Below are 20,218 nucleotides of genomic sequence, written 5' to 3'. Positions count from 1 at the left end.
TGGCCGAGGGCTACAGGGAAAAGTGCTGTGCAGTCAGATCAGACCAAAAAAGGCGCCAATTGCGGGCAGGCAGCGGTCAAATCCGGCAAAGGCATGGTCACCGCCGCCCTCCAGCCAGGCCCGGCAGGGCATGAGCACCTTCACGGCCTCGCGGTAGTCGAGGGCTTCATCGCCGGTCTGGAGCAGCAGGAACAGGCGCTTGCGGTCCAGCGTCGCTTCCCGGTTGAGCCCTTCCAGCACGGAGAGGTAGTCCCGGTCCACCACAAAGCGCTCGCCTGTCCAGGGATGCTCGTGTTCCCCCAGATAGTCTTCGAGCAGCAGCCAGGGACGCGCCGCCGGATTGATCAGTGCGGCAGGCAGGCCCAGTTCGGCCGACAGATGCATGGCGTAGAAGCCTCCCAGGGAACTGCCCACCACGCCCACCGTGTCCGGTCCGCTTGCCAGCGTCCGGGCCAGTTCGATGGCTTCGTGAGGCACCACAGGCAACTGGGGACAGATCCACTCCACCGCCGGTGCCTGCTCGCGGAGCCAGCGCTGCATCAGGGTGGCCTTGGCCGACTGGGGCGAGGAAAGAAAACCGTGCAGGTAGAGCAGTTTCACGCGCTGTCAGTAGCCCTTGCTGGTGTAATCCACTTCAAAGGCGATATGTTCGGCGCGTATCACCCGGGTTTCAATGCTGCCATCGTCGAACAGCTCGATCTCGCGAAATCCGGGGGCGGCTTCATCCACCGCAAACTCCCGGGATCCGGGCTTGAACTGCACGCAGGTGGACGGGCTGGCCAGCAGTCGCACACCGTTGCGGTTGCTGTCCCACTCCTGGTGGATATGGCCCCAGAGGATGAGGCGGACATTGTCGAAGTCATCCACCAGATCAAAGAAGGCATCCCGGTCCTTCAGACCGATGGTGTCGAGCCAGCGGCTCCGGATGTCGATGGGATGATGATGGAAGGCGATCATGACGTGCCGCCTGTCCGAGGTTTCCAGCGCTTCCCCGAGGAAGGCCAGTTGCCCGGCCCCCAGCTCTCCGTGAACCTGCCCCTGCAGGGAAGAATCCAGCAGGATGATGCGCCAGGGATCGCAATCCACCACGCAGGGGGCACCCTGCCCGCCGCAGACGGGGCCGAGCGTTTCGTTCATGACCTCGGGGATATCGTGGTTGCCGGCAAACCAGTACAGGCTGTCTTCCAGTCCGTCCAGCAGCCGGACAAAGGCGGCATAGGCCTCCGGGCTGCCATCCTGCGCGATGTCACCGGAAGCCAGCACCATGTCCGGATGACGGGCGTGCTCGCGCACCAGCTTCAGCACTTCAGACAGGCTGTGGCGGGTATTCATTCCCAGCAGTTGACCATCCGCTTCCCGGCGCAGGTGCGCATCGGAAATCTGGACGATGGAGAGCACCGCACTCCGATCAGTCACTCAAGGCTCCACGAACTTGACGGTTTCTATTTCAGAACTATAAGCGCTTGCCGCGAATTTTCCAGTATGAACTTCACAGAAAGCCATCTAAATCATTGAATGGGCGAGGGCTTGATGCCGCTGGCCAGACCGTGCTGCAGGCAGAAGCCCAGCCAGTCCGAAAGAAAGCGGTTCATCTGGGCCTTTTCGTCCGGCAGATGCATGGCCTCATTGGGATAGTAGCGGTGCCCGTGCAGCCGCCCGTGACCCGCCACACGCACCACTTCCGCCGAGCGCGCATCGTGATAGACGCGGATGACCATGTCCGGATTGTTGAGCCAGGGCCCCGTGGCCCGGGTCTGACGCGCCACCACCGTGTTGGTGTAACGGCAGACTTCAGTCACCTCCAGCGCGACACGCCCCAGCGGCTGCCCCCGGTGCACCAGCTCGATTTCCCGTTCGTGACAATGATCCCAGTCCCGGATCAGGCGACTGAGCTTGTGGTAGTTACCTTCGCACAGGGCATCCATCAGCGCCAGATCCGGCACATACCGATGGCCGATACGCTTCACCCGGCCGCTCCCGACCACGCCTTGCGCACCCGTTCCAGGTTCAGCATCAGCCACTGAATGGCAATGATGACCGGGGCATTGTCCAGCTCTCCGGCCTGAAGGCGTCGCCACGCCTCCTCTCGGGACATCACATGGACGCGGATATCCTCCCCCTCTTCCGCCAGGCCGTGAATGCCACCGGCTGCCGAGGTGTCCACGCGGCCACAGTACAGATACACATGCTCCGCCAGCCCGCCCGGTGAGGCCTGAAACTCGCAGATGGGCAGGATGTCCGTCACGGTCAGGCCCGCCTCCTCCTCCGCTTCGCGGCGGGCCACCTCTTCGGCCGAGGTGCCGTCATCATGGATGCCGGCCACCAGCTCCAGCAGCCAGGGCGAACGCGGGCTGGTCAGCGCCCCCACCCGGAACTGCTCCACCAGCACCACTTCATCCCGCACCGGGTCGTAGGGCAGCAGGCAACTGGCGCCGTGGCGCACCACCACCTCACGGGTCAGCACGGGCGACCAGCCGCCCCGGAAGAGGCGGTGGCGCAGATGGTAGCGATAGACTTTCAGAAACCCGTCGGAGAGCGGCTCCCGCTTCAGGATTTCCACGTCGTCATGTGTAAAGGTGTCGGTCATGTATCCTATACCTTGTGATACAACTCCCCTCCGTGTTCGCGGAAGGCTCTGGATTGCGCCTCCATGCCCTGCTCGGCCTCCTGCTGAGCCGCATAATCGCGCACGTCCTGTGTGATTTTCATGGAGCAGAACTTCGGGCCGCACATGGAACAGAAATGTGCCACCTTGCCGGATTCCTTGGGCAGGGTTTCATCGTGAAAGGCCCGCGCCGTGTCCGGGTCCAGCGAGAGATTGAACTGATCCTCCCAGCGGAACTCGAACCGCGCCTTGGACAGGGCATTGTCCCGGTACTGCGCCCCCGGATGGCCCTTGGCCAGATCCGCAGCGTGGGCGGCAATCTTGTAGGTGATGATGCCGGTCTTGACATCATCCTTGTTGGGCAGCCCCAGATGCTCCTTGGGCGTAACATAGCACAGCATGGCGCAGCCATACCATCCGATCATGGCCGCACCGATGCCGGAGGTAATGTGGTCATAGCCCGGTGCAATGTCCGTGGTCAGCGGACCGAGCGTGTAGAAGGGCGCTTCCCCGCACTCGCGCAACTGCTTGTCCATGTTTTCCTTGATGAGATGCATGGGCACATGCCCCGGCCCCTCGATCATCACCTGCACATCATGCTGCCAGGCGATCTTCGTCAGCTCGCCCAGGGTTTCCAGTTCACCGAACTGGGCCGCGTCATTGGCATCGGCAATGGACCCGGGCCTGAGGCCATCCCCCAGCGAGAAGGCCACGTCATAGGCCTTCATGATCTCGCAGATTTCCTCGAAGTGGGTATAGAGGAAGTTCTCCTTGTGATGGGCCAGACACCATTTCGCCATGATGGAACCGCCGCGGGAGACAATGCCCGTCATGCGGTTCGCCGTCAGCGGCACATAGCGCAGCAGCACCCCGGCGTGAAGCGTGAAATAGTCCACGCCCTGCTCCGCCTGTTCGATCAGGGTATCGCGCACCAGCTCCCAGGTCAGGTCTTCTGCCACGCCGCCCACCTTTTCCAGCGCCTGGTAGATGGGCACCGTGCCGATGGGTACCGGTGAGTTGCGGATGATCCACTCCCGGGTCTCGTGGATGTGCTTGCCGGTGGACAGGTCCATGACCGTGTCCGCCCCCCAGCGGGTCGCCCAGGTCAGCTTTTCCACTTCTTCTTCGATGCTCGAACCCAACGCGGAGTTGCCGATATTGGCGTTGATCTTCACCAGAAAGTTGCGACCGATGATCATGGGCTCCGCTTCCGGGTGGTTGATGTTGGACGGGATGATGGCGCGGCCGGCCGCCACTTCCTGACGCACGAACTCGGGGGTGATTTCCTCCGGAATCCGGGCCCCCCAGGGTTCGCCGGGATGCTGGTGATTGAGCATCCCCGCCTCGCGCGCTTCCAGCCGGCGCATGTTCTCGCGGATAGCCACGAACTCCATCTCCGGCGTGATGATGCCCTTGCGGGCGTAGTGCATCTGGGTGACATTGTGCCCGGCCCTGGCCCGGCGCGGCCGGTGGGCATACCCGAAGCGCAGCGGCTCCAGCGTGGGGTCCTGCAGGCTGCGGCGGGTATGGGCGCTGGTGTAGTCCGCCAGCACTTCCGTGTCCCCGCGCTCGTCAATCCAGCGCTCGCGCAGGCGTGGCAGGCCCTTGCGCAGATCGATCTGAACGTTCGGGTCCGTATAGGGGCCGGAGGTGTCATACACGTACACGTCCGGGTTGGACTCGCCACCCAGGGACGTGGGGGTGTCGCTCAGGCGTATACGCCGCACGGGCACGCGGATATCCGGGCGCGAGCCTTCGAGATAGACCTTTTCCGAGTTGGGAAACGGCTGAATCGCCGCATCATCCACCTGAGCGCGTTCTTTGAGCAAGGTGAGTGTATCAGTCATGTGTAACAGCCTCATTCTGGGAACAATGAGGGCGCGGAAAACTCGACAGCATGGGTTTCCTACGCCGGCATTATCCGGTTCAGGTTCACGGGTTCCATCCGACAACGCCCCGGGAGGCGGTGCGAATGATCTCAGCCCCGGAGGGCACCCCGACCACAAGGCTGCAAGTGTAGAATGTGTGCAGGGCCGTGTCCATGGGGGCTGTGACAGAAGACAGGGCAAGGAGCGGCTTGCAAAGGACTTACATTCCTTCTGTTTCCCAAGGATTGATGATTTCGAGACCCGGGTGAGGAAAGTCATCCACGTTGCGGGTGACCAGTGCCAGTCCGTATGTCAAGGCGGTAGCAGCGAGCAAACTGTCAATGGCCGGGAGAGGACGCCCTGCACTAGCGAGCAACCGCCCCCAGCGATCGGCCACTTCATCATTGATGGGCAGTATTCTCCCCGCGAAAAATGCCGGCAACTCGGTTTCGAGCCAGTCCAGCAGCTTGAGTTTGCGCTGGCTTTTGCCGAGCGCCTTGATGCCTTTCCGGATCTCTCCGAGGGTGAGCACGCTGACGTACAAGATGGTCGCCGGCCGTTCCTCGAACCATGCCACGACGCCCGGGTTCGGCTCCTTGCGGCGCAATTCGGACAGGACGTTGGTATCGATCAGGTAACTCAAAGCCCGACCTCGCGCGTGAGGCTTTTGTCCCGCTCGAGATCAACCTCCTCTACACCGTAGAGAGGGGAACGACGCATGAAGGCCACCAGCGATTCACCCGTGCCGGTCAGCCGCTCGTAGTGTTCGCGCGACAAAACGACCGCCACCGGCTTGCCGTGCAGCGTGATCTCCTGGGGACCTTCGCGCTCGGCATCCTTGATGACTTCGGAGAGCTTAGCCTTGGCCTCCTGCATTTGCCAACGACGCATGGCACACCTCCACTCTGACCAGACTGGTCAGATTATAGTAGGTATTCCCCCGAAAAAAAGCGGTGTTCATAAGTGGAATTTTCCAGTAACTTACAGACAGGAGATTCCACATGCGTAAATCACGATTCACAGACAGCCAGATCATCAGCATCCTGAAACAGGTAGAGGCCGGGACATCGGTTCCTGAGCTGTGCAGAGAGCATGGGATGAGCAGCGCCACGTTCTACAAGTGGCGCTCAAAATACGGTGGTATGGACGCGTCCATGATGAAGCGCCTGAAGGAGCTTGAGGCTGAAAACGCCCGGCTCAAGAAGATGTATGCCGAAGAGCGCCTCAAGGCCGAGTTGCGCAAGGATGCCCTGGAGGGAAAGTTGTAAGGCCATCTCACCGCAAGGAGATGGCCAGACGCGTCGTCAGGGAGCGAGGCATCAGTATCCGCCTGGCCTGCGAAGTCTTCGGCATCAGCGAAACATGCTACCGCTACAAACCGGTTCTGAGCTCAGAGAACGCAGAGATCGCCCATTGGTTGCTCAGGCTCACTGCCGATGAGCAGAACTGGGGATTTGGCCTGTGTTTCTTTTACCTGCGCAATGTCAAGGGGTTCAGATGGAACCACAAGCGCGTCTACCGGATATACAAGGAACTGGAGCTGAACATGCGCATCAGACCGCGCCTGAGAATCGTGAGGCAAAAGCCGGAACCGCTGGCCGAGCCTGAACGCGTCAATCAGGTCTGGTCCATGGACTTCATGCACCATGAGCTTGAAAACAGGCGTAAATTCAGGCTCCTGAATGTCATTGATGACTACAACCGGGAAGGGCTGGCAATTGAAGTGGACTTCTCACTGCCATCAGAGCGTGTGACACGAGTTCTGGATCAGGTCATCGAATGGCGGGGCAAGCCTGAGAAAATCCGGTGTGACAATGGCCCGGAATACATCAGCCAGACAATCATGGAGTGGGCAGAGAAACGCGGAATAGAGCTGATGCATACTCAGCCGGGGAATCCGCAGCAGAATGCATATGTCGAGCGCTACAACCGCACCGTCCGCTATGACTGGCTGAATCGGCATCTGTTTGAAACACTCGAAGAGGTACAGGACTTCGCGACCAAGTGGCTATGGAAGTACAATAACGAGCGGCCGAATATGGCCCTTGGCGGTGTACCGCCCCGATACAAGCTGCATAAGGCAGCCTGACTCCACTTTTGCGCACCTCTAAAAATGGGGGGAATACCAGTATGGCAGTGTTGATCAATCCACCATTCGGTATTCCCCCACTTTTGGATGGTGCGCAAAGCGGAGTCAGGCTGCCTGCCGATAGACAACAACGGCGTTGAAAACGGCATCTGACGCTCGGCACTGGCCGAAAAAAACTGTTTGTTTGCAGGCTACCGCAGGCAGACAGCGATGACGCTCTCCTGCCCTAGAACATGAAGCCAGCCACCTGAAAAGGGTGGGGGTTATGGATCGCTTACATTACAGCTACGCCTTCCACGGGAGAACATCTGTATCAGAAAATAGTGCTTGATAAACACATACTTTTTCAGGCTCTGTGTTCGATAACCTGAGTGAAAATGGCTGCTCCAAATCTTGTTGCTCTAAAACCTTAAACTGATTTTCCATCAGCAGTGATAAAATGTCTTTCTCCTCTTGAACTGAAGTATCTTTACTTACAACTCTTATAGGCCCAACTTCCGGTATTCTAAGAATCGTTGCATACCGTCCTAGCATAGAAAGTTCTAACACCCACTGTTTTTTTGATTTAGATAGCAGATAACGAAAACTAACGTCGTCATTTGGATCGGTTAATTCTTCAACCTCAAAAATATTTCGTATTTTCTGAATTAGAAACTCATAGGGCCTTAACGAAATAGCTTTACTCACGAACGAGAAATCCGGTCGCTCTAACGACCTATATGCATTCTTAACCATCTCTGACAGCATTTGTATATCCTGAGTTGTCATCATCAATACCTCTCAGGTCCAGATGGGTGACCATGAATACGACCTTTTGAATCCTGGCAGACTCGTACTCTCGTTTGCATACCACCATTTGGCCCGGTTCCTACCGATACTCCAAAATCATGTTCCCGGACATTCGGGCGACCTGGAACTGGTTTCCCTTTTTCAAAGGCTAATTGTGTTAATCGTTCGTAAGCGATCCATAACCCCCATCTAAAATCTGCCCGGCGAATCGGCTAAGGTACGCCTGCCTGTTGCGCAGGAGACCGTCATGTCGCTTACACAATAACGAACAAGCCCGCCGATTCGGGCTTTGTCTCATTCCGTGTAATCTTCAAATTCCCACTTCCCTAACCGTGATACTTTCTCCGCAACTTCGTTCCAATTTTCACCAGAACAATCCCGCAGGAAATCTTTGATAGCGCCGACAATTCTTTGGTAGTTGTACCTACGGACAATAAGATGATGACGACCAATAACAACCTCATCTATGCCGTAGGTTTCCTCTAACCATCTTGGCGTACACACCTCTATATCAAACGATTCTTCACCGTCTTTTCCTTCGGGACCCACCATGGCCTGAAGGAGGAACCCGAACATTTCCGGGTTCTCAGGCCGGTAATTTTCGAGGTCATAAATATCGGGGCTATGAAGCCGTTTTAATTCTGCATTCATAGTTTAATCCGTGATATCCAGATGGCCATTTGATTGCCATCGATTTGACTGCTGACCTGGGAACCTTTGCTCAAAATTGGCTTGAGTTTTATCCAACCTCGGTTTGTAGCTAGGCGGCCTGTATTGCTTCAACCCATCCTTGCTGACCAAAGTTTTTCCATCCCTGGCAACTTTATATCCATCACTAACCCAGCTTTACCAAGTTTGTCAGCTTCAGCCCTCGCTCCCGAGCCTAAACCAAAATTACCTTTACCTTTGGCGGCATCACGCGGTATTCCAATTTCCTTCCCTGCGCCCTTTGTAACATTAGAGGATTGTTACTTTTTAATAGTCCCTTCCCCTGAGATAGGGTCGACCTCGACTGTCACCGAGTCACCACCATAAAAATCCTCTCGAGCCATCATTCGCCCAGTAGGTTTTAATTCGTTTTCAGCAACATCCCAACCCTCTCCAGATTCGATCATTTGCACAGAGTACAACCAATCGCCACAATCGTTCTGAACCATTCCTAATATTGCAGCCTCCTGACCGTTAATTTCAGAAAGCGTTGGTTTAGGAGAAACTACTTTCACCACTTCGTAGAATTTATACAGAGCTTGCATCGTAAACCTATTTACGAGTAATCCGACCATCAAGAGAAACATTTGCATGACTACCATCGCGCGTTACCCAACCCAGTTTAGATTTTCCTGTTTTCGAAAGTTGAACATCCCATTCAAAAGTTTGACCTTGTGTTCTCGACGGGCCTTTCGTCCACTCGTTACCAAATCGGTCCAAATAACCGTTGTTGGGACCTCTAGCCAAAGGGTTAGCCGGATCGTACCCTTTACGCGGTACAAATCTAATTTTACCGGTAGTTGGTAGTTCTGCTGCTTTCAATCTGCCTTTTATTGACGTCCATGCTTTCGCTGTTCCTGCAGTACCACGTGGATCAAACGGTAAATCCGCTGCAGTCTTTGTAACACGATCAGGAACCAGTTTTCCAGTCGTTGGCTCCAGCCGCCCAAGCGGATTGTCCTTCCGATCCAGCTTCGGCCCCTTTGGCCCCTTGAACCACTTCAGCGGATTCAGACCCCCCAGCGCACAACCTGCAGCAGCACCACCCAAGGCTCCGATCAGTCCGTCTGCGTCGCACCCCATGAGCAGCTTTTCAAGAACGTAACCCGCAGCAACACCGCCCAGGCACCCACCCAGACAGCGTGCATAATCCATCGCAACAGCTGGCACGACTTCGCCCGTAGGGTCAAAGTACGCGAGCGGATTCTGATATGCATACCCATACACATTCAGCCCGCCGGCCAGGCCGATGGGATCGCGCTGCAGGTAACGGCCCAGTTCCGGGTCGTAGTCGCGCATGGTGTTGTGGTACAGGCCGGTTTCCGGGTCGTGGTACTGGCCCGGGAAGCGCAGCGGGTTGGGGATGGTGGCCGTTTCGCTTTTGAGTTGGCCGAAGGCGCTGTAGTCCGCCTGCCAGACGATGGCGCCGTTTTTCGCGACCATGCGGATGGGGGTGCCGAGGTGGTCGTTGATGTAGTAGACCACCTGTCCGCCCCTTCTCTGGTACACGGGGGCGGTCATCCAGCTCAGGCCGGGGGTGTAGTGGTATTCGGCTATCAGGCTGCCGCTGTCATCGTATTCGGCGGCCAAGCCCTGTTCGCTGTAAGGGTACCAGGTGGTGCCTGAGGCGGTGCGCTTGAAGACGCGGCGGCCGAAGGGGTCGTAGCCGAATTCGGCCTTGAGCAGGCCATTTTCCTCGATACGGATGAGTCGTTCGCTGGCGTCGTAGGTGTAGGTGCGCTCGATGCCGTTGCTGTACTGGGCCCGGATGAGGTGGCCGTTGGCGTTGTAGGTGCAATTAACGCCGGGCCGTTCGGTGAGCTGGTGGGCGGCGTTGTAAGTCCAGCCGCTGTCGTCGTTGTGGCTCAGGCGGTTGCCGACGCCATCGTAGGTGTAGGTGTCGGTGCTGTCACCGGTGACGGCTTCGGTGAGCCGGTGCAGGGCGTCGTAGGTGTAGGCGGTGTCGCCCTTCTGCAGGATGAGGTCGTCGGCGTCCCAGGCGTAGGTGAGCTGTTGCAGCAGCTGGCTGGCGGGGTCGGTGACCTTCAGGCCGGTGAGCCGCTGCAGGCCGTCGTACTGGTATTCGATCCGGGTGCCGCCGGGCAGTTGCAGGGCCTGGGGGCGATTCCAGAGGTAGGGACCGTACAGGAGGGTGCCCTCGCCTTCGATGCGGAGGCTGTCCGGCTGGCCGTGGGCGGTCCAGGTGTATTCGGTGACGCGGCTGGGCCGCTCCGCAAGAAAATAAGCCTGATTATTAAAGAGCAGCTATGGCGTTAGCTTTTGCCAGTCGACGTGATTTGCCTGGATGACACCCAATATTTCGGAGGGCTGACACAGAATATTAAGAACCCCGCCCTCCGGAATCTTGAACACTATCGTCACAAGTTACAATTTACAAACGCAAGCTGCTTCAGTGGCCTGCCCCCCGTCTGAAAAAAACGTGGGCCAGAAGCTGACAGAAGTCTTTTCTGATAGCTTGTACACATTCTTGAATAGGCCTCCGATGAAACAAAGCACTCATAAACATATGAAAAAAAGTCTGGCTCCGGATTTTCAAATGGATCACCCAATAGAGAAGAAAATAATGGGTAAATATATCTACATTCACTCACCAGAACCTTATTATAAAATATCTTAAAGCGTCTCAGAAGCAAACCTTCCAGTTCAACTTTAAACCGGCCATCACCACAATCACAAGCAACTCTATCATCAGAAAACCACAATACCCCATCATAGTAAAAAAAAGCAGCATAGCGGCACCAAAACCGAGAAACAAATCCAACCGTCGGCACACCTTTATTCCTCTTTTCATCAATCGAACCACAATAATGCAGCATACCGTCACAAGGGTTCAACCTATAAAGAAGCCCACAGGAATCATAATCAACCATATAAATGCTATTCACAACTACATCTGCCTCCGATAGAGCGTAATCTATATACCCCATAACCACCCGCTGCCAGATGATATGCATTATTCGTTCTTGTTGATGCGTTCTGAATGTCCCTCCAGCGATTTTTATATTTATCACCAATTTCGCTCCATTTTTTAAGCCCCCAACCCTTGAAAGGTTTAAAAGGAATTTTCGACAACAATACCATAGGCCATCTTAAAACGCTCCTGTATTTTAACTTTAACGAGTTACGCCCTTCAAACATAAGCTTCGCAATATCCATATCATGCGCAGGCAACAGTCTATAGCGATAAAGAGACTTTGCCTCAAGAGCATATGCTAGCCTTCCTAAGGGCACATTGACAGCAGATATGGTTTCTCCTATTCGACTTCCAAATACATATGCGCCCGAGCATTTATCAACTCCTCCTGATATATCATGCAAATCTCTTATGTAACTTGATAAACCGAAAGAAACCCCATCCCCAAACCCAGCCACCATATCTACTGTTGACTGATCCGGCGTCCACCCACCAGTAACGTCATAAACAAATCCAAACACCGGATCCATTGAAAATAGTCCAAGTGGATCAGAAAAATTCACCGAATTCTGATACGCATACCCATACACATTCAGCCCGCCGGCCAGGCCGATGGGATCGCGCTGCAGGTAACGGCCCAGTTCCGGGTCGTAGTCGCGCATGGCGTTGTGGTACAGGCCGGTTTCCGGATCGTGGTACTGGCCCGGGAAGCGCAGCGGGTTGGGGATGGTGGCCGTTTCGCCGGTGAGTTGACCGAATGCCCGGTAGTCCGCCTGCCAGACGGTGGCACCGTTTTTCGCCACCATGCGCATGGGCGTGCCAAGGTGGTCGTTGATGCAGTAGATCACCTGTCCGCCCCTTCTCTGGTACACGGGCTCGGTCATCCAGCTCTGGCCGGGGGTTAGTGGTATTCGGCAATCAGGTTGCCGCTGTCGTCGTATTCGGCGGCCAGGCCCTGTTCGCTGTACAGGTACCAGGTGGTGCCTGAGGCAGTGCGCTTGAACGCTCTGCGGCCGAAGGGGTCGTAGCCGAACTCGGCCCTGGTGAGGCCGTTTTCCTCGATGCGGATGAGTCGTTCGCTGGCATCGTAGGTGTAGGTGCGTTCGATGCCGTTGCTGTACTGTGCCCGGATAAGGTGGCCGTTGGCGTTGTAGGTGTAATTGACGCCGGGCCGTTCGGTGAGCTGGTGGGCGGCGTTGTAGGTCCAGCCGCTGTCGTCGTTGTGGCTGAGGCGGTTGCCGACGCCGTCGTAGGTGTAGGTGTCGGTGCTGTCACCGGTGACGGCTTCGGTGAGCCGGTACAGGGCGTCATAGGTGTAGGTGGTGTCGCCCTTTTGCAGGATGAGGTCGTTGACGTCCCAGGCATAGGTGAGCTGTTGCAGCAGCTGGCTGACGGGGTCGGTGACCTTGAGACCGGTGAGCCGCTGCAGGCCGTCGTACTGGTATTCGATCCGGGTGCCGCCGGGCAGTTGCAGGGCCTGGGGCCGGTTCCAGAGGTACGGGCCGTACAGGACGGTGCCCTCACCTTCGATGCGGATACTGTCCGGCTGGCCGTGGGCGGTCCAGGTGTATTCGGTAACGCGGTTCTCGGCGCTGGTGTAGCGCAGCGGGCGGCCGGCGGGGTCGTAAGCGTATTTCAGGGTCTTGCTGAAGGCACCGTAATGGGTGGTGGCTTCGGTGCGCTGGCCGAGAGTGTTGTAGGTGTAGGTGCCGCTGAGGCCGGGGGCGCTCCAGCCGGTGAGACGACCGGCCTTGTCGTAGTCCCAGGTGTGGGTGATGGCGGGGGCGTCGGCGCCGGGGGCGTAGTAGTCGGCCCGGATGAGCCGGTCGGCGGCATTCCAGGTGTAGACCTTGCGCCCGCCGTCCGGCAGGTGGACGGTGGTGAGGCGACCGTCGGCGTCGTAGTCGTAGCGGCGGATGCGTTCTTCATCGGTGCCGGCAGCGCTGATCTCGCGGATGAGCAGGCCGCGGGCATCGTATTCATAGCGGGTGGTGTGCCCTTCCGGGTCGGTGACTTCGCTGGGCTGGCCGTCGGCCCGCTGGTCGATGCGGGTGAGGCCGCCGAGGGCGTCACGGATTTCAGCGGCGCGGCCGAGGGCATCGGGGGTGTAGGTGGTGGTATGACCGCCGGGGTCGGTCATGGCGGTGAGGTCGCCTTCGGCATTGCGCTGATAGACGGTGCTGCGGCTCTGGCCGTCCCATTCGTCCACACGCTGCCAGAGCTGGTGCCGGGTGTTGTAGCGGTACTGCTGCCGGTAGGTGGGATAGTCCATGCCCTTGAGGAAGTTGGCATCCCAGGTCCAGGTGATGAGGTTGCCGGCCGGGTCGGTCAGGCGCAGGGGCCGGGCGAGGTTGTCCAGATCGATGCGCGTCGTGTTGCCGAGGGCATTGTAAGTGTATTGCCAGACGACGCCTTCAGGGTCGGTAACCTTGATCAGCTGGCCGACGGCGTCCCAGTCATAGCGAGTGGTCTCGCCGAGCGGATTGGTTTCGGTCAGCAGGTTGCCGGCGGCATCCCAGGTCCAGGACCATTCGTGGCCTTCGGGGGTGACTTCGGTCTTGCGGTTGCCGAAGTCATCATAGGTGTAGGTGGTGACGTTGCCGAGCGCATCCACATGACGGATGACGTTGCCCCAGGCATCCTCTTCCACAATTTCGGTGCCGGTGACGATGCCGGGACCGCTGCGGGTGATGCGGGTGACCGGGCCTTCGTAGGTGTACTGGGTGGTGGTGCCGTCCGGCAGGCTGAGTGTGAAACCTGATTTTTAAAGAGCAATACAGGCGTTAGCTATTGCCTGTCGCCGCGATTTGTCCGAAGGAAGCCCAACATTTCGGAGGGCTGACACAGAATATTGAACACCCTCCCGGGTGTAGAGCCTAATTGTTAAAGAGCAACCTTGACATAAGCTTTTACTGATCGCGAAAGGTCTGACACAGAATATTTAACACCCCCCCAACCTCTTCCTTTTCGGGCGAAAAGGTATCTTGACATCAACTCAGAAAATAAAATCCCAATCTTTACCATCATATCTGGCCAATATATATCTACCCACAGGAGGCGACAAATAGACGAACAATGAAGACTCACTCTCAACCTCAAACCCTTCAATAATTGTTTCACCAATAGCATCTTCCAGGTTAGTTCCTTTCACAACATCATACAATTTCCCTCTCATCTCACACAGAATTGAATCAATATCACCATTATTAAAGGAATCTAAGAGGCCATCAACATCTTGCCCCTTAGACTTTATCAACTTAAACACACCTCCAAACAAGTAAACATTCACCACCTCCTCTTCACTATCCAAGTCATTCAGCCTTTCAAAAAAGGTTGTAGGCGAAAAACCTTTATCTTCCCCTAAGAAAAGGGCTAACGAATACAGCAACAACTTCGCCACAAATATCGCTGCCATTATACCCAAAAAATAAACCAACCATACCAACCCAAAAACGTAGGCTCCCCCAGCCAACACACTCCAGAAAAGGGCAGAACAGAAAAAACCAAAAATCTCACTGCGTAATTTAGATTGAGAAAATTCTCTCATAGTTTATCCACACTCACATTTTCCTGAAGCTTTACGTACAACCCCGGTGGGCGCGCCCCCCATAAGCCAGCTGTCCCCGATTGAAACAGTGTGCGCAAACTTTGTGGAACAAACTTTCCAAACAGCCTATGCTTTCTAGTCCAGAAGAAATTATTTGGATTCAACCAAACTTGGTTTAACCTTTTGCTTATTGGAACCAGGTTTAATCCAATATTGATGTTCTTTATTCCGAGCCTACTCGCTATTCTTCTTGAAATAAACATATGATCTAGATTTATCATACCGCCATTCGGAAACCGTCTGTGCCACCTTCTACTAATTGTTTGAAAAGTACGCTTCTCCCTTATTATACTTTTCCATCCGTTGGCCAGAGCATGACGACCTAAAGTCCCCCCACTAAACGCCAAACCTATGCCAATCCCTGCCCACTCCCCTGCACTGTAAGCACCCGAGCATTTGTTAACTACGCCATTGATATTGAGTTGTGATCTGATCCAGTCTGTCACACCAAAGGACAGTGTATCTCCAAAACCAGCAGCTCCATCCACCATCCATTGTGGCAGCGGATCACCCCATGACCACAAACCATAAGGATCATAGTAATTCACCGGATTCTGATACGCATACCCATACACATTCAGCCCGCCGGCAAGGCCGATGGGATCACGCTGCAGGTAGCGGCCCAGTGCCGGGTCGTAGTCGCGCATGTAGTTGTGGTACAGGCCGGTTTCCCGGTCGTGGTACTGGCCGGGGAAGCGCAGCGGGTTGGGTATGGTGGCCGTTTCGCTTGTGAGCCGTCCGAAGGCGCTGTAGTCGGCCTGCCAGACGGTGGCGCCGTTTCTTGCCACCAGCCGCATGGGGGTGCCGAGGTGGTCGTTGATGTAGTAGACCACCTGTCCGCCCCTTCTCTGGTACACGGGGGCGGTCATCCAGCTCAGGCCGGGGGTGTAGTGGTATTCGGCTATCAGGCTGCCGCTGTCATCGTATTCGGCGGCCAAGCCCTGTTCGCTGTAAGGGTACCAGGTGGTGCCTGAGGCGGTGCGCTTGAAGACGCGGCGGCCGAAGGGGTCGTAGCCGAATTCGGCCTTGAGCAGGCCATTTTCCTCGATACGGATGAGTCGTTCGCTGGCGTCGTAGGTGTAGGTGCGCTCGATGCCGTTGCTGTACTGGGCCCGGATGAGGTGGCCGTTGGCGTTGTAGGTGCAATTAACGCCGGGCCGTTCGGTGAGCTGGTGGGCGGCGTTGTAAGTCCAGCCGCTGTCGTCGTTGTGGCTCAGGCGGTTGCCGACGCCATCGTAGGTGTAGGTGTCGGTGCTGTCACCGGTGACGGCTTCGGTGAGCCGGTGCAGGGCGTCGTAGGTGTAGGCGGTGTCGCCCTTCTGCAGGATGAGGTCGTCGGCGTCCCAGGCGTAGGTGAGCTGTTGCAGCAGCTGGCTGGCGGGGTCGGTGACCTTCAGGCCGGTGAGCCGCTGCAGGCCGTCGTACTGGTATTCGATCCGGGTGCCGCCGGGCAGTTGCAGGGCCTGGGGGCGATTCCAGAGGTAGGGACCGTACAGGAGGGTGCCCTCGCCTTCGATGCGGAGGCTGTCCGGCTGGCCGTGGGCGGTCCAGGTGTATTCGGTGACGCGGCTGGGCCGCTCCGCAAGAAAATAAGCCTGATTATTAAAGAGCAGCTATGGCGTTAGCTTTTGCCAGTCGACGTGATTTGCCTGGATGACACCCAATATTTCGGAGGGCTGACACAGAATATTAAGAACCCCGCCCTCCGGAATCTTGAACACTATCGTCACAAGTTACAATTTACAAACGCAAGCTGCTTCAGTGGCCTGCCCCCCGTCTGAAAAAAACGTGGGCCAGAAGCTGACAGAAGTCTTTTCTGATAGCTTGTACACATTCTTGAATAGGCCTCCGATGAAACAAAGCACTCATAAACATATGAAAAAAAGTCTGGCTCCGGATTTTCAAATGGATCACCCAATAGAGAAGAAAATAATGGGTAAATATATCTACATTCACTCACCAGAACCTTATTATAAAATATCTTAAAGCGTCTCAGAAGCAAACCTTCCAGTTCAACTTTAAACCGGCCATCACCACAATCACAAGCAACTCTATCATCAGAAAACCACAATACCCCATCATAGTAAAAAAAAGCAGCATAGCGGCACCAAAACCGAGAAACAAATCCAACCGTCGGCACACCTTTATTCCTCTTTTCATCAATCGAACCACAATAATGCAGCATACCGTCACAAGGGTTCAACCTATAAAGAAGCCCACAGGAATCATAATCAACCATATAAATGCTATTCACAACTACATCTGCCTCCGATAGAGCGTAATCTATATACCCCATAACCACCCGCTGCCAGATGATATGCATTATTCGTTCTTGTTGATGCGTTCTGAATGTCCCTCCAGCGATTTTTATATTTATCACCAATTTCGCTCCATTTTTTAAGCCCCCAACCCTTGAAAGGTTTAAAAGGAATTTTCGACAACAATACCATAGGCCATCTTAAAACGCTCCTGTATTTTAACTTTAACGAGTTACGCCCTTCAAACATAAGCTTCGCAATATCCATATCATGCGCAGGCAACAGTCTATAGCGATAAAGAGACTTTGCCTCAAGAGCATATGCTAGCCTTCCTAAGGGCACATTGACAGCAGATATGGTTTCTCCTATTCGACTTCCAAATACATATGCGCCCGAGCATTTATCAACTCCTCCTGATATATCATGCAAATCTCTTATGTAACTTGATAAACCGAAAGAAACCCCATCCCCAAACCCAGCCACCATATCTACTGTTGACTGATCCGGCGTCCACCCACCAGTAACGTCATAAACAAATCCAAACACCGGATCCATTGAAAATAGTCCAAGTGGATCAGAAAAATTCACCGAATTCTGATACGCATACCCATACACATTCAGCCCGCCGGCCAGGCCGATGGGATCGCGCTGCAGGTAACGGCCCAGTTCCGGGTCGTAGTCGCGCATGGCGTTGTGGTACAGGCCGGTTTCCGGATCGTGGTACTGGCCCGGGAAGCGCAGCGGGTTGGGGATGGTGGCCGTTTCGCCGGTGAGTTGACCGAATGCCCGGTAGTCCGCCTGCCAGACGGTGGCACCGTTTTTCGCCACCATGCGCATGGGCGTGCCAAGGTGGTCGTTGATGCAGTAGATCACCTGTCCGCCCCTTCTCTGGTACACGGGCTCGGTCATCCAGCTCTGGCCGGGGGTTAGTGGTATTCGGCAATCAGGTTGCCGCTGTCGTCGTATTCGGCGGCCAGGCCCTGTTCGCTGTAGAGATACCAGGTAGTGCCTGCTGGAGTACGTTTGAACGTTCTGCGGCCGAAGGGGTCATAGCCGAACTCGGCCCTGAGGAGGCCGTTTTCCTCGATGCGGATGAGTCGTTCGCTGGCGTCGTAGGTGTAGGTGCGCTCGATGCCGTTGCTGTACTGTGCCCGGATGAGGTGGCCGTTGGCGTTGTAGGTGTAATTAACGCCGGGCCGTTCGGTGAGCTGGTGGGCGGCGTTGTAGGTCCAGCCGCTGTCGTCGTTGTGGCTGAGGCGGTTGCCGACGCCGTCGTAGGTGTAGGTGTCGGTGCTGTCACCGGTGACGGCTTCGGTGAGCCGGTGCAGGGCGTCGTAGGTTTAGGCGGTGTCGCCCTTCTGCAGGATGAGGTCGTCGGCGTCCCAGGCGTAGGTGAGCTGTTGCAGCAGCTGGCTGGCGGGGTCGGTGACCTTCAGGCCGGTGAGCCGCTGCAGGCCGTCGTACTAGCATTCGATCCGGGTGCCGCCGGGCAGTTGCAGGGCCTGGGGGCGATTCCAGAGGTAGGGACCGTACAGGAGGGTGCCCTCGCCTTCGATGCGGAGGCTGTCCGGCTGGCCGTGGGCGGTCCAGGTGTATTCGGTGACGCGGCTGGGCCGCTCCGCAAGAAAATAAGCCTGATTATTAAAGAGCAGCTATGGCGTTAGCTTTTGCCAGTCGACGTGAGTTGCCTGGATGACACCCAATATTTCAGAGGATTGACACAGAATGTTGAACATCCTCTTTTATACCTTTGTAAAAGGTGAAATCCACCAAGCAATTAAGTAACCGGCAACCAGCAAAAATATAGATAAAGCAAAATAAAAAAAATCAACACCTATAAGTTCAGGACCAACCATTTTCATACACTTTACACCAGAAACTGTTATCAACCCCCAGACGACATGAAAAACAAAACATACTCTATAGCGCTCTCCACATCCTTTACATTTTATACCTGGCGCATATGTATCACCATCTTTGAACAATCCTTGAATAAATGACTCTAAACTGTATCGATCAAGGTTTTTTTCCACATCTTCTACATTTACTAAAAACACATGCCATTTAAATGCCACTCAGGAGCCTCTGAATAACTTCGCCTTTTGCGCCATTGGCCGCCTTTCAGCAGCCAGGCGGTCACTTTTTGGTCTGTTTTGGCTGAAAGCCAGCCATTTTCTGCCTGTTTTCTGCCCAATCTGCGCCCTGAAGGCGCATTTCGGGCGCAATTGCCCTATGAGGACAACAAAAATCGCCTCGCCATCATCAGATTTGCCAGTGCGGCGAGCGTGGCCAGACGGTTGGTATTCTTCTTCAGGCCACGATAGCGGGTCTTGCGGTATCCAAATACGCACTTGATCCAGAAAAACACATGCTCGACCCTGGCACGTACGCTGCTGATGATTTTCTGGGCTTCTTTCGAGTCGCCTGTCATTTTCCGCTGCCGGCCCGGTCCCGCCGAGATATGCCAGTCAACCTTCCGGTCCTTGTGGGCGTCACGCTTCTGGATCCCACGGTAACCGGCGTCCGCCCAGACGCGCTTCTCTTCGCCATGCAGCAGCTTGTCCGCCACATTCAGGTCATGCTCGTAGGCTGGCGTCGTTTCTACGGTATGAACGATACCGGCCACATCATCCACACCCACGTGCATCTTCATCCCGAAGTGCCACTGGTTTCCTTTTCTGGTCTGGTGCATCTCTTCGTCACGCTTGCCTGACGCGTTTTTGGTCGAGTAAGGCGCCTCAATGATCGTGGCATCCATGATGGTTCCGCTGCGCAGGATCAGCCCTCTCTGTGCCAGAACGCCGTTTACTGTTTCCAGAATCTTCTGCCCCAGATTGCACTTTTCCAGCTGATGCCGGAAGTTGAGAATCGTCGTCTCATCCGGAATGGGGCCGTCCAGCCGCAGCCCTGCAAAGCGGCGCATGGATTCGACTTCGTACAGGTGATCCTCCATGGCCGGGTCACTCAGGTTCCAGAACAGTTGCATCATGTGAATCCGGAGCATGACCGATACCGGATACGGCTTGCAACCAATACGATGCTTCCGGTAACACCGGGCAACCTGTTTCTCCAGCTCCGCCCACGGAATCAGTGCCTCCATCTGTTCCAGAAACTTTTCCCGGCGGATCTTGCGCTTCTTGTGCTGATACTCAAGTTCCGCGAAGGTGGGCTGATAGTCCATGGGCTGCTCCTGGGCGTTGCTGGTATCTGATGGCGTATTATTCCAGACTCGGGGAGTTTTTCAGAGGTTCCTTTCATATTTCCCATACCTTCTTCAAAAATAGAAACAATCAAAACTTCGTGCATATTCATATATTCACCCAAAAAATTCAGGACCACTGAATATTGCACACATTCTT

At 55.5% G+C, this 20,218-nt stretch carries 24 protein-coding genes and 1 riboswitch; of the genes, 3 read left to right on the top strand and 21 right to left on the bottom strand.

Translation table 11 applies throughout. The features are described from left to right. Positions 1–33: 33 nt before the first annotated feature. The 7 genes from AAIA72_RS15065 to AAIA72_RS15035 all read right to left on the bottom strand — a co-directional run bounded on the left by AAIA72_RS15065 (position 34) and on the right by AAIA72_RS15035 (position 5,364). On the bottom strand, positions 34–600 hold the full coding sequence (locus AAIA72_RS15065; protein ID WP_369601106.1) for a YqiA/YcfP family alpha/beta fold hydrolase: 567 nt from the start codon (positions 598–600) through the stop codon (positions 34–36). A 6-nt stretch (positions 601–606) separates the two neighbouring features. Further along, positions 607–1,416 carry a 3',5'-cyclic-AMP phosphodiesterase gene (cpdA, locus tag AAIA72_RS15060; protein WP_369601105.1) on the bottom strand — a complete coding sequence of 270 codons (810 nt, stop codon included), beginning with the start codon at positions 1,414–1,416 and terminating at the stop codon, positions 607–609. Positions 1,417–1,508: 92 nt separating this feature from the next. Beyond that, positions 1,509–1,967 (bottom strand): DUF1249 domain-containing protein, encoded by a 459-nt coding sequence (locus tag AAIA72_RS15055; protein WP_369601104.1) that lies wholly within the window; start codon positions 1,965–1,967, stop codon positions 1,509–1,511. Then, a complete protein-coding gene (gene nudF / locus AAIA72_RS15050) occupies positions 1,964–2,587 on the bottom strand; it encodes an ADP-ribose diphosphatase (protein ID WP_369601103.1) in 624 nt (207 codons plus the stop codon). The genes AAIA72_RS15055 and nudF overlap by 4 nt, the downstream gene beginning before the upstream one ends. Positions 2,588–2,592: 5 nt before the next feature. Further along, positions 2,593–4,452 (bottom strand): phosphomethylpyrimidine synthase ThiC, encoded by a 1,860-nt coding sequence (gene thiC, locus AAIA72_RS15045; RefSeq protein ID WP_369601102.1) that lies wholly within the window; start codon positions 4,450–4,452, stop codon positions 2,593–2,595. Positions 4,453–4,491: 39 nt separating this feature from the next. Beyond that, positions 4,492–4,614, bottom strand: a riboswitch (TPP riboswitch). A 79-nt stretch (positions 4,615–4,693) separates the two neighbouring features. Beyond that, complete coding sequence (locus AAIA72_RS15040) at positions 4,694–5,116, bottom strand: type II toxin-antitoxin system VapC family toxin (RefSeq protein ID WP_369601101.1); 423 nt, start codon at positions 5,114–5,116, stop codon at positions 4,694–4,696. Then, on the bottom strand, positions 5,113–5,364 hold the full coding sequence (locus AAIA72_RS15035) for a type II toxin-antitoxin system Phd/YefM family antitoxin (RefSeq protein WP_369601100.1): 252 nt from the start codon (positions 5,362–5,364) through the stop codon (positions 5,113–5,115). The genes AAIA72_RS15040 and AAIA72_RS15035 overlap by 4 nt, the downstream gene beginning before the upstream one ends. 110 nt (positions 5,365–5,474) lie before the next feature. On the opposite strand from AAIA72_RS15035, the gene AAIA72_RS15030 reads away from it, so the two are divergent. Beyond that, positions 5,475–6,562, top strand: a protein-coding gene (locus AAIA72_RS15030) for an IS3 family transposase (protein WP_369600744.1) whose coding sequence is annotated in 2 segments (ribosomal slippage) — positions 5,475–5,730 and positions 5,730–6,562 — 1,089 coding nt in all. Because the reading frame shifts where the segments join, the coding sequence is not laid out codon by codon here. A 285-nt stretch (positions 6,563–6,847) separates the two neighbouring features. Here AAIA72_RS15030 and AAIA72_RS15025 read toward each other — a convergent pair. From AAIA72_RS15025 to AAIA72_RS15010, 4 genes are all read right to left on the bottom strand, one after another. Then, complete coding sequence (locus tag AAIA72_RS15025) at positions 6,848–7,249, bottom strand: hypothetical protein (RefSeq protein ID WP_369601099.1); 402 nt, start codon at positions 7,247–7,249, stop codon at positions 6,848–6,850. A 396-nt stretch (positions 7,250–7,645) separates the two neighbouring features. Continuing rightward, the gene (locus tag AAIA72_RS15020; RefSeq protein WP_369601098.1) at positions 7,646–8,002 is read right to left on the bottom strand and encodes an immunity 8 family protein; all 357 of its coding nucleotides are present in this window, start codon (positions 8,000–8,002) and stop codon (positions 7,646–7,648) included. A 317-nt stretch (positions 8,003–8,319) separates the two neighbouring features. Continuing rightward, positions 8,320–8,604, bottom strand: coding sequence for an Imm31 family immunity protein (gene imm31, locus AAIA72_RS15015; protein ID WP_369601097.1), 285 nt, complete (start codon positions 8,602–8,604; stop codon positions 8,320–8,322). A 7-nt stretch (positions 8,605–8,611) separates the two neighbouring features. Further along, positions 8,612–10,000 carry a polymorphic toxin type 17 domain-containing protein gene (locus AAIA72_RS15010; RefSeq protein WP_369603018.1) on the bottom strand — a complete coding sequence of 463 codons (1,389 nt, stop codon included), beginning with the start codon at positions 9,998–10,000 and terminating at the stop codon, positions 8,612–8,614. Here AAIA72_RS15010 and AAIA72_RS15005 point away from each other — a divergent pair. Continuing rightward, on the top strand, positions 9,884–10,336 hold the full coding sequence (locus tag AAIA72_RS15005; protein WP_369601094.1) for a hypothetical protein: 453 nt from the start codon (positions 9,884–9,886) through the stop codon (positions 10,334–10,336). The two genes, AAIA72_RS15010 and AAIA72_RS15005, sit on opposite strands and share 117 nt — an antisense overlap. Before the next feature lie 101 nt (positions 10,337–10,437). Here the strand turns inward: AAIA72_RS15005 and AAIA72_RS15000 are convergent, their stop codons facing one another. The 5 genes from AAIA72_RS15000 to AAIA72_RS14980 form a co-directional block, all read right to left on the bottom strand. Then, positions 10,438–10,965: a hypothetical protein gene (locus AAIA72_RS15000; RefSeq protein ID WP_369601093.1), complete on the bottom strand. Its 528-nt coding sequence runs from the start codon at positions 10,963–10,965 to the stop codon at positions 10,438–10,440. Further along, on the bottom strand, positions 10,958–11,842 hold the full coding sequence (locus tag AAIA72_RS14995) for an RHS repeat domain-containing protein (RefSeq protein WP_369601092.1): 885 nt from the start codon (positions 11,840–11,842) through the stop codon (positions 10,958–10,960). The genes AAIA72_RS15000 and AAIA72_RS14995 overlap by 8 nt, the downstream gene beginning before the upstream one ends. A gap of 53 nt (positions 11,843–11,895) precedes the next feature. Then, positions 11,896–13,644, bottom strand: a complete 1,749-nt coding sequence (locus AAIA72_RS14990) for a hypothetical protein (RefSeq protein ID WP_369601096.1) — start codon at positions 13,642–13,644, stop codon at positions 11,896–11,898. Positions 13,645–13,989: 345 nt separating this feature from the next. Beyond that, a complete protein-coding gene (locus tag AAIA72_RS14985; RefSeq protein WP_369601095.1) occupies positions 13,990–14,541 on the bottom strand; it encodes a hypothetical protein in 552 nt (183 codons plus the stop codon). Beyond that, entirely contained in the window at positions 14,538–15,890 is a 1,353-nt protein-coding gene (locus tag AAIA72_RS14980) for an RHS repeat domain-containing protein (protein ID WP_369603017.1), read from the bottom strand. The genes AAIA72_RS14985 and AAIA72_RS14980 overlap by 4 nt, the downstream gene beginning before the upstream one ends. Between AAIA72_RS14980 and AAIA72_RS14975 the strand changes: the two genes are divergently transcribed. Next, entirely contained in the window at positions 15,774–16,226 is a 453-nt protein-coding gene (locus AAIA72_RS14975; RefSeq protein ID WP_369601094.1) for a hypothetical protein, read from the top strand. The genes AAIA72_RS14980 and AAIA72_RS14975 overlap by 117 nt on opposite strands. Positions 16,227–16,327: 101 nt before the next feature. Here the strand turns inward: AAIA72_RS14975 and AAIA72_RS14970 are convergent, their stop codons facing one another. The 5 genes from AAIA72_RS14970 to AAIA72_RS14950 all read right to left on the bottom strand — a co-directional run bounded on the left by AAIA72_RS14970 (position 16,328) and on the right by AAIA72_RS14950 (position 20,040). Further along, on the bottom strand, positions 16,328–16,855 hold the full coding sequence (locus tag AAIA72_RS14970; protein WP_369601093.1) for a hypothetical protein: 528 nt from the start codon (positions 16,853–16,855) through the stop codon (positions 16,328–16,330). After that, complete coding sequence (locus tag AAIA72_RS14965; RefSeq protein ID WP_369601092.1) at positions 16,848–17,732, bottom strand: RHS repeat domain-containing protein; 885 nt, start codon at positions 17,730–17,732, stop codon at positions 16,848–16,850. Before AAIA72_RS14965 ends, AAIA72_RS14970 begins: the two co-directional genes overlap by 8 nt. 53 nt (positions 17,733–17,785) lie before the next feature. Further along, positions 17,786–18,187 (bottom strand): hypothetical protein, encoded by a 402-nt coding sequence (locus tag AAIA72_RS14960; protein WP_369603016.1) that lies wholly within the window; start codon positions 18,185–18,187, stop codon positions 17,786–17,788. A 414-nt stretch (positions 18,188–18,601) separates the two neighbouring features. Continuing rightward, positions 18,602–18,934, bottom strand: coding sequence for a hypothetical protein (locus AAIA72_RS14955; RefSeq protein ID WP_369601090.1), 333 nt, complete (start codon positions 18,932–18,934; stop codon positions 18,602–18,604). A gap of 155 nt (positions 18,935–19,089) precedes the next feature. After that, complete coding sequence (locus tag AAIA72_RS14950; RefSeq protein ID WP_369601089.1) at positions 19,090–20,040, bottom strand: IS5 family transposase; 951 nt, start codon at positions 20,038–20,040, stop codon at positions 19,090–19,092. Positions 20,041–20,218 lie beyond the last annotated feature (178 nt).

This window comes from Thermohahella caldifontis (genome assembly GCF_041153465.1).
In the GTDB taxonomy this organism is placed as follows: Bacteria; Pseudomonadota; Gammaproteobacteria; order Pseudomonadales; family Oleiphilaceae; genus Thermohahella; species Thermohahella caldifontis.
This window is presented reverse-complemented; position numbering and strand designations above follow the sequence as displayed.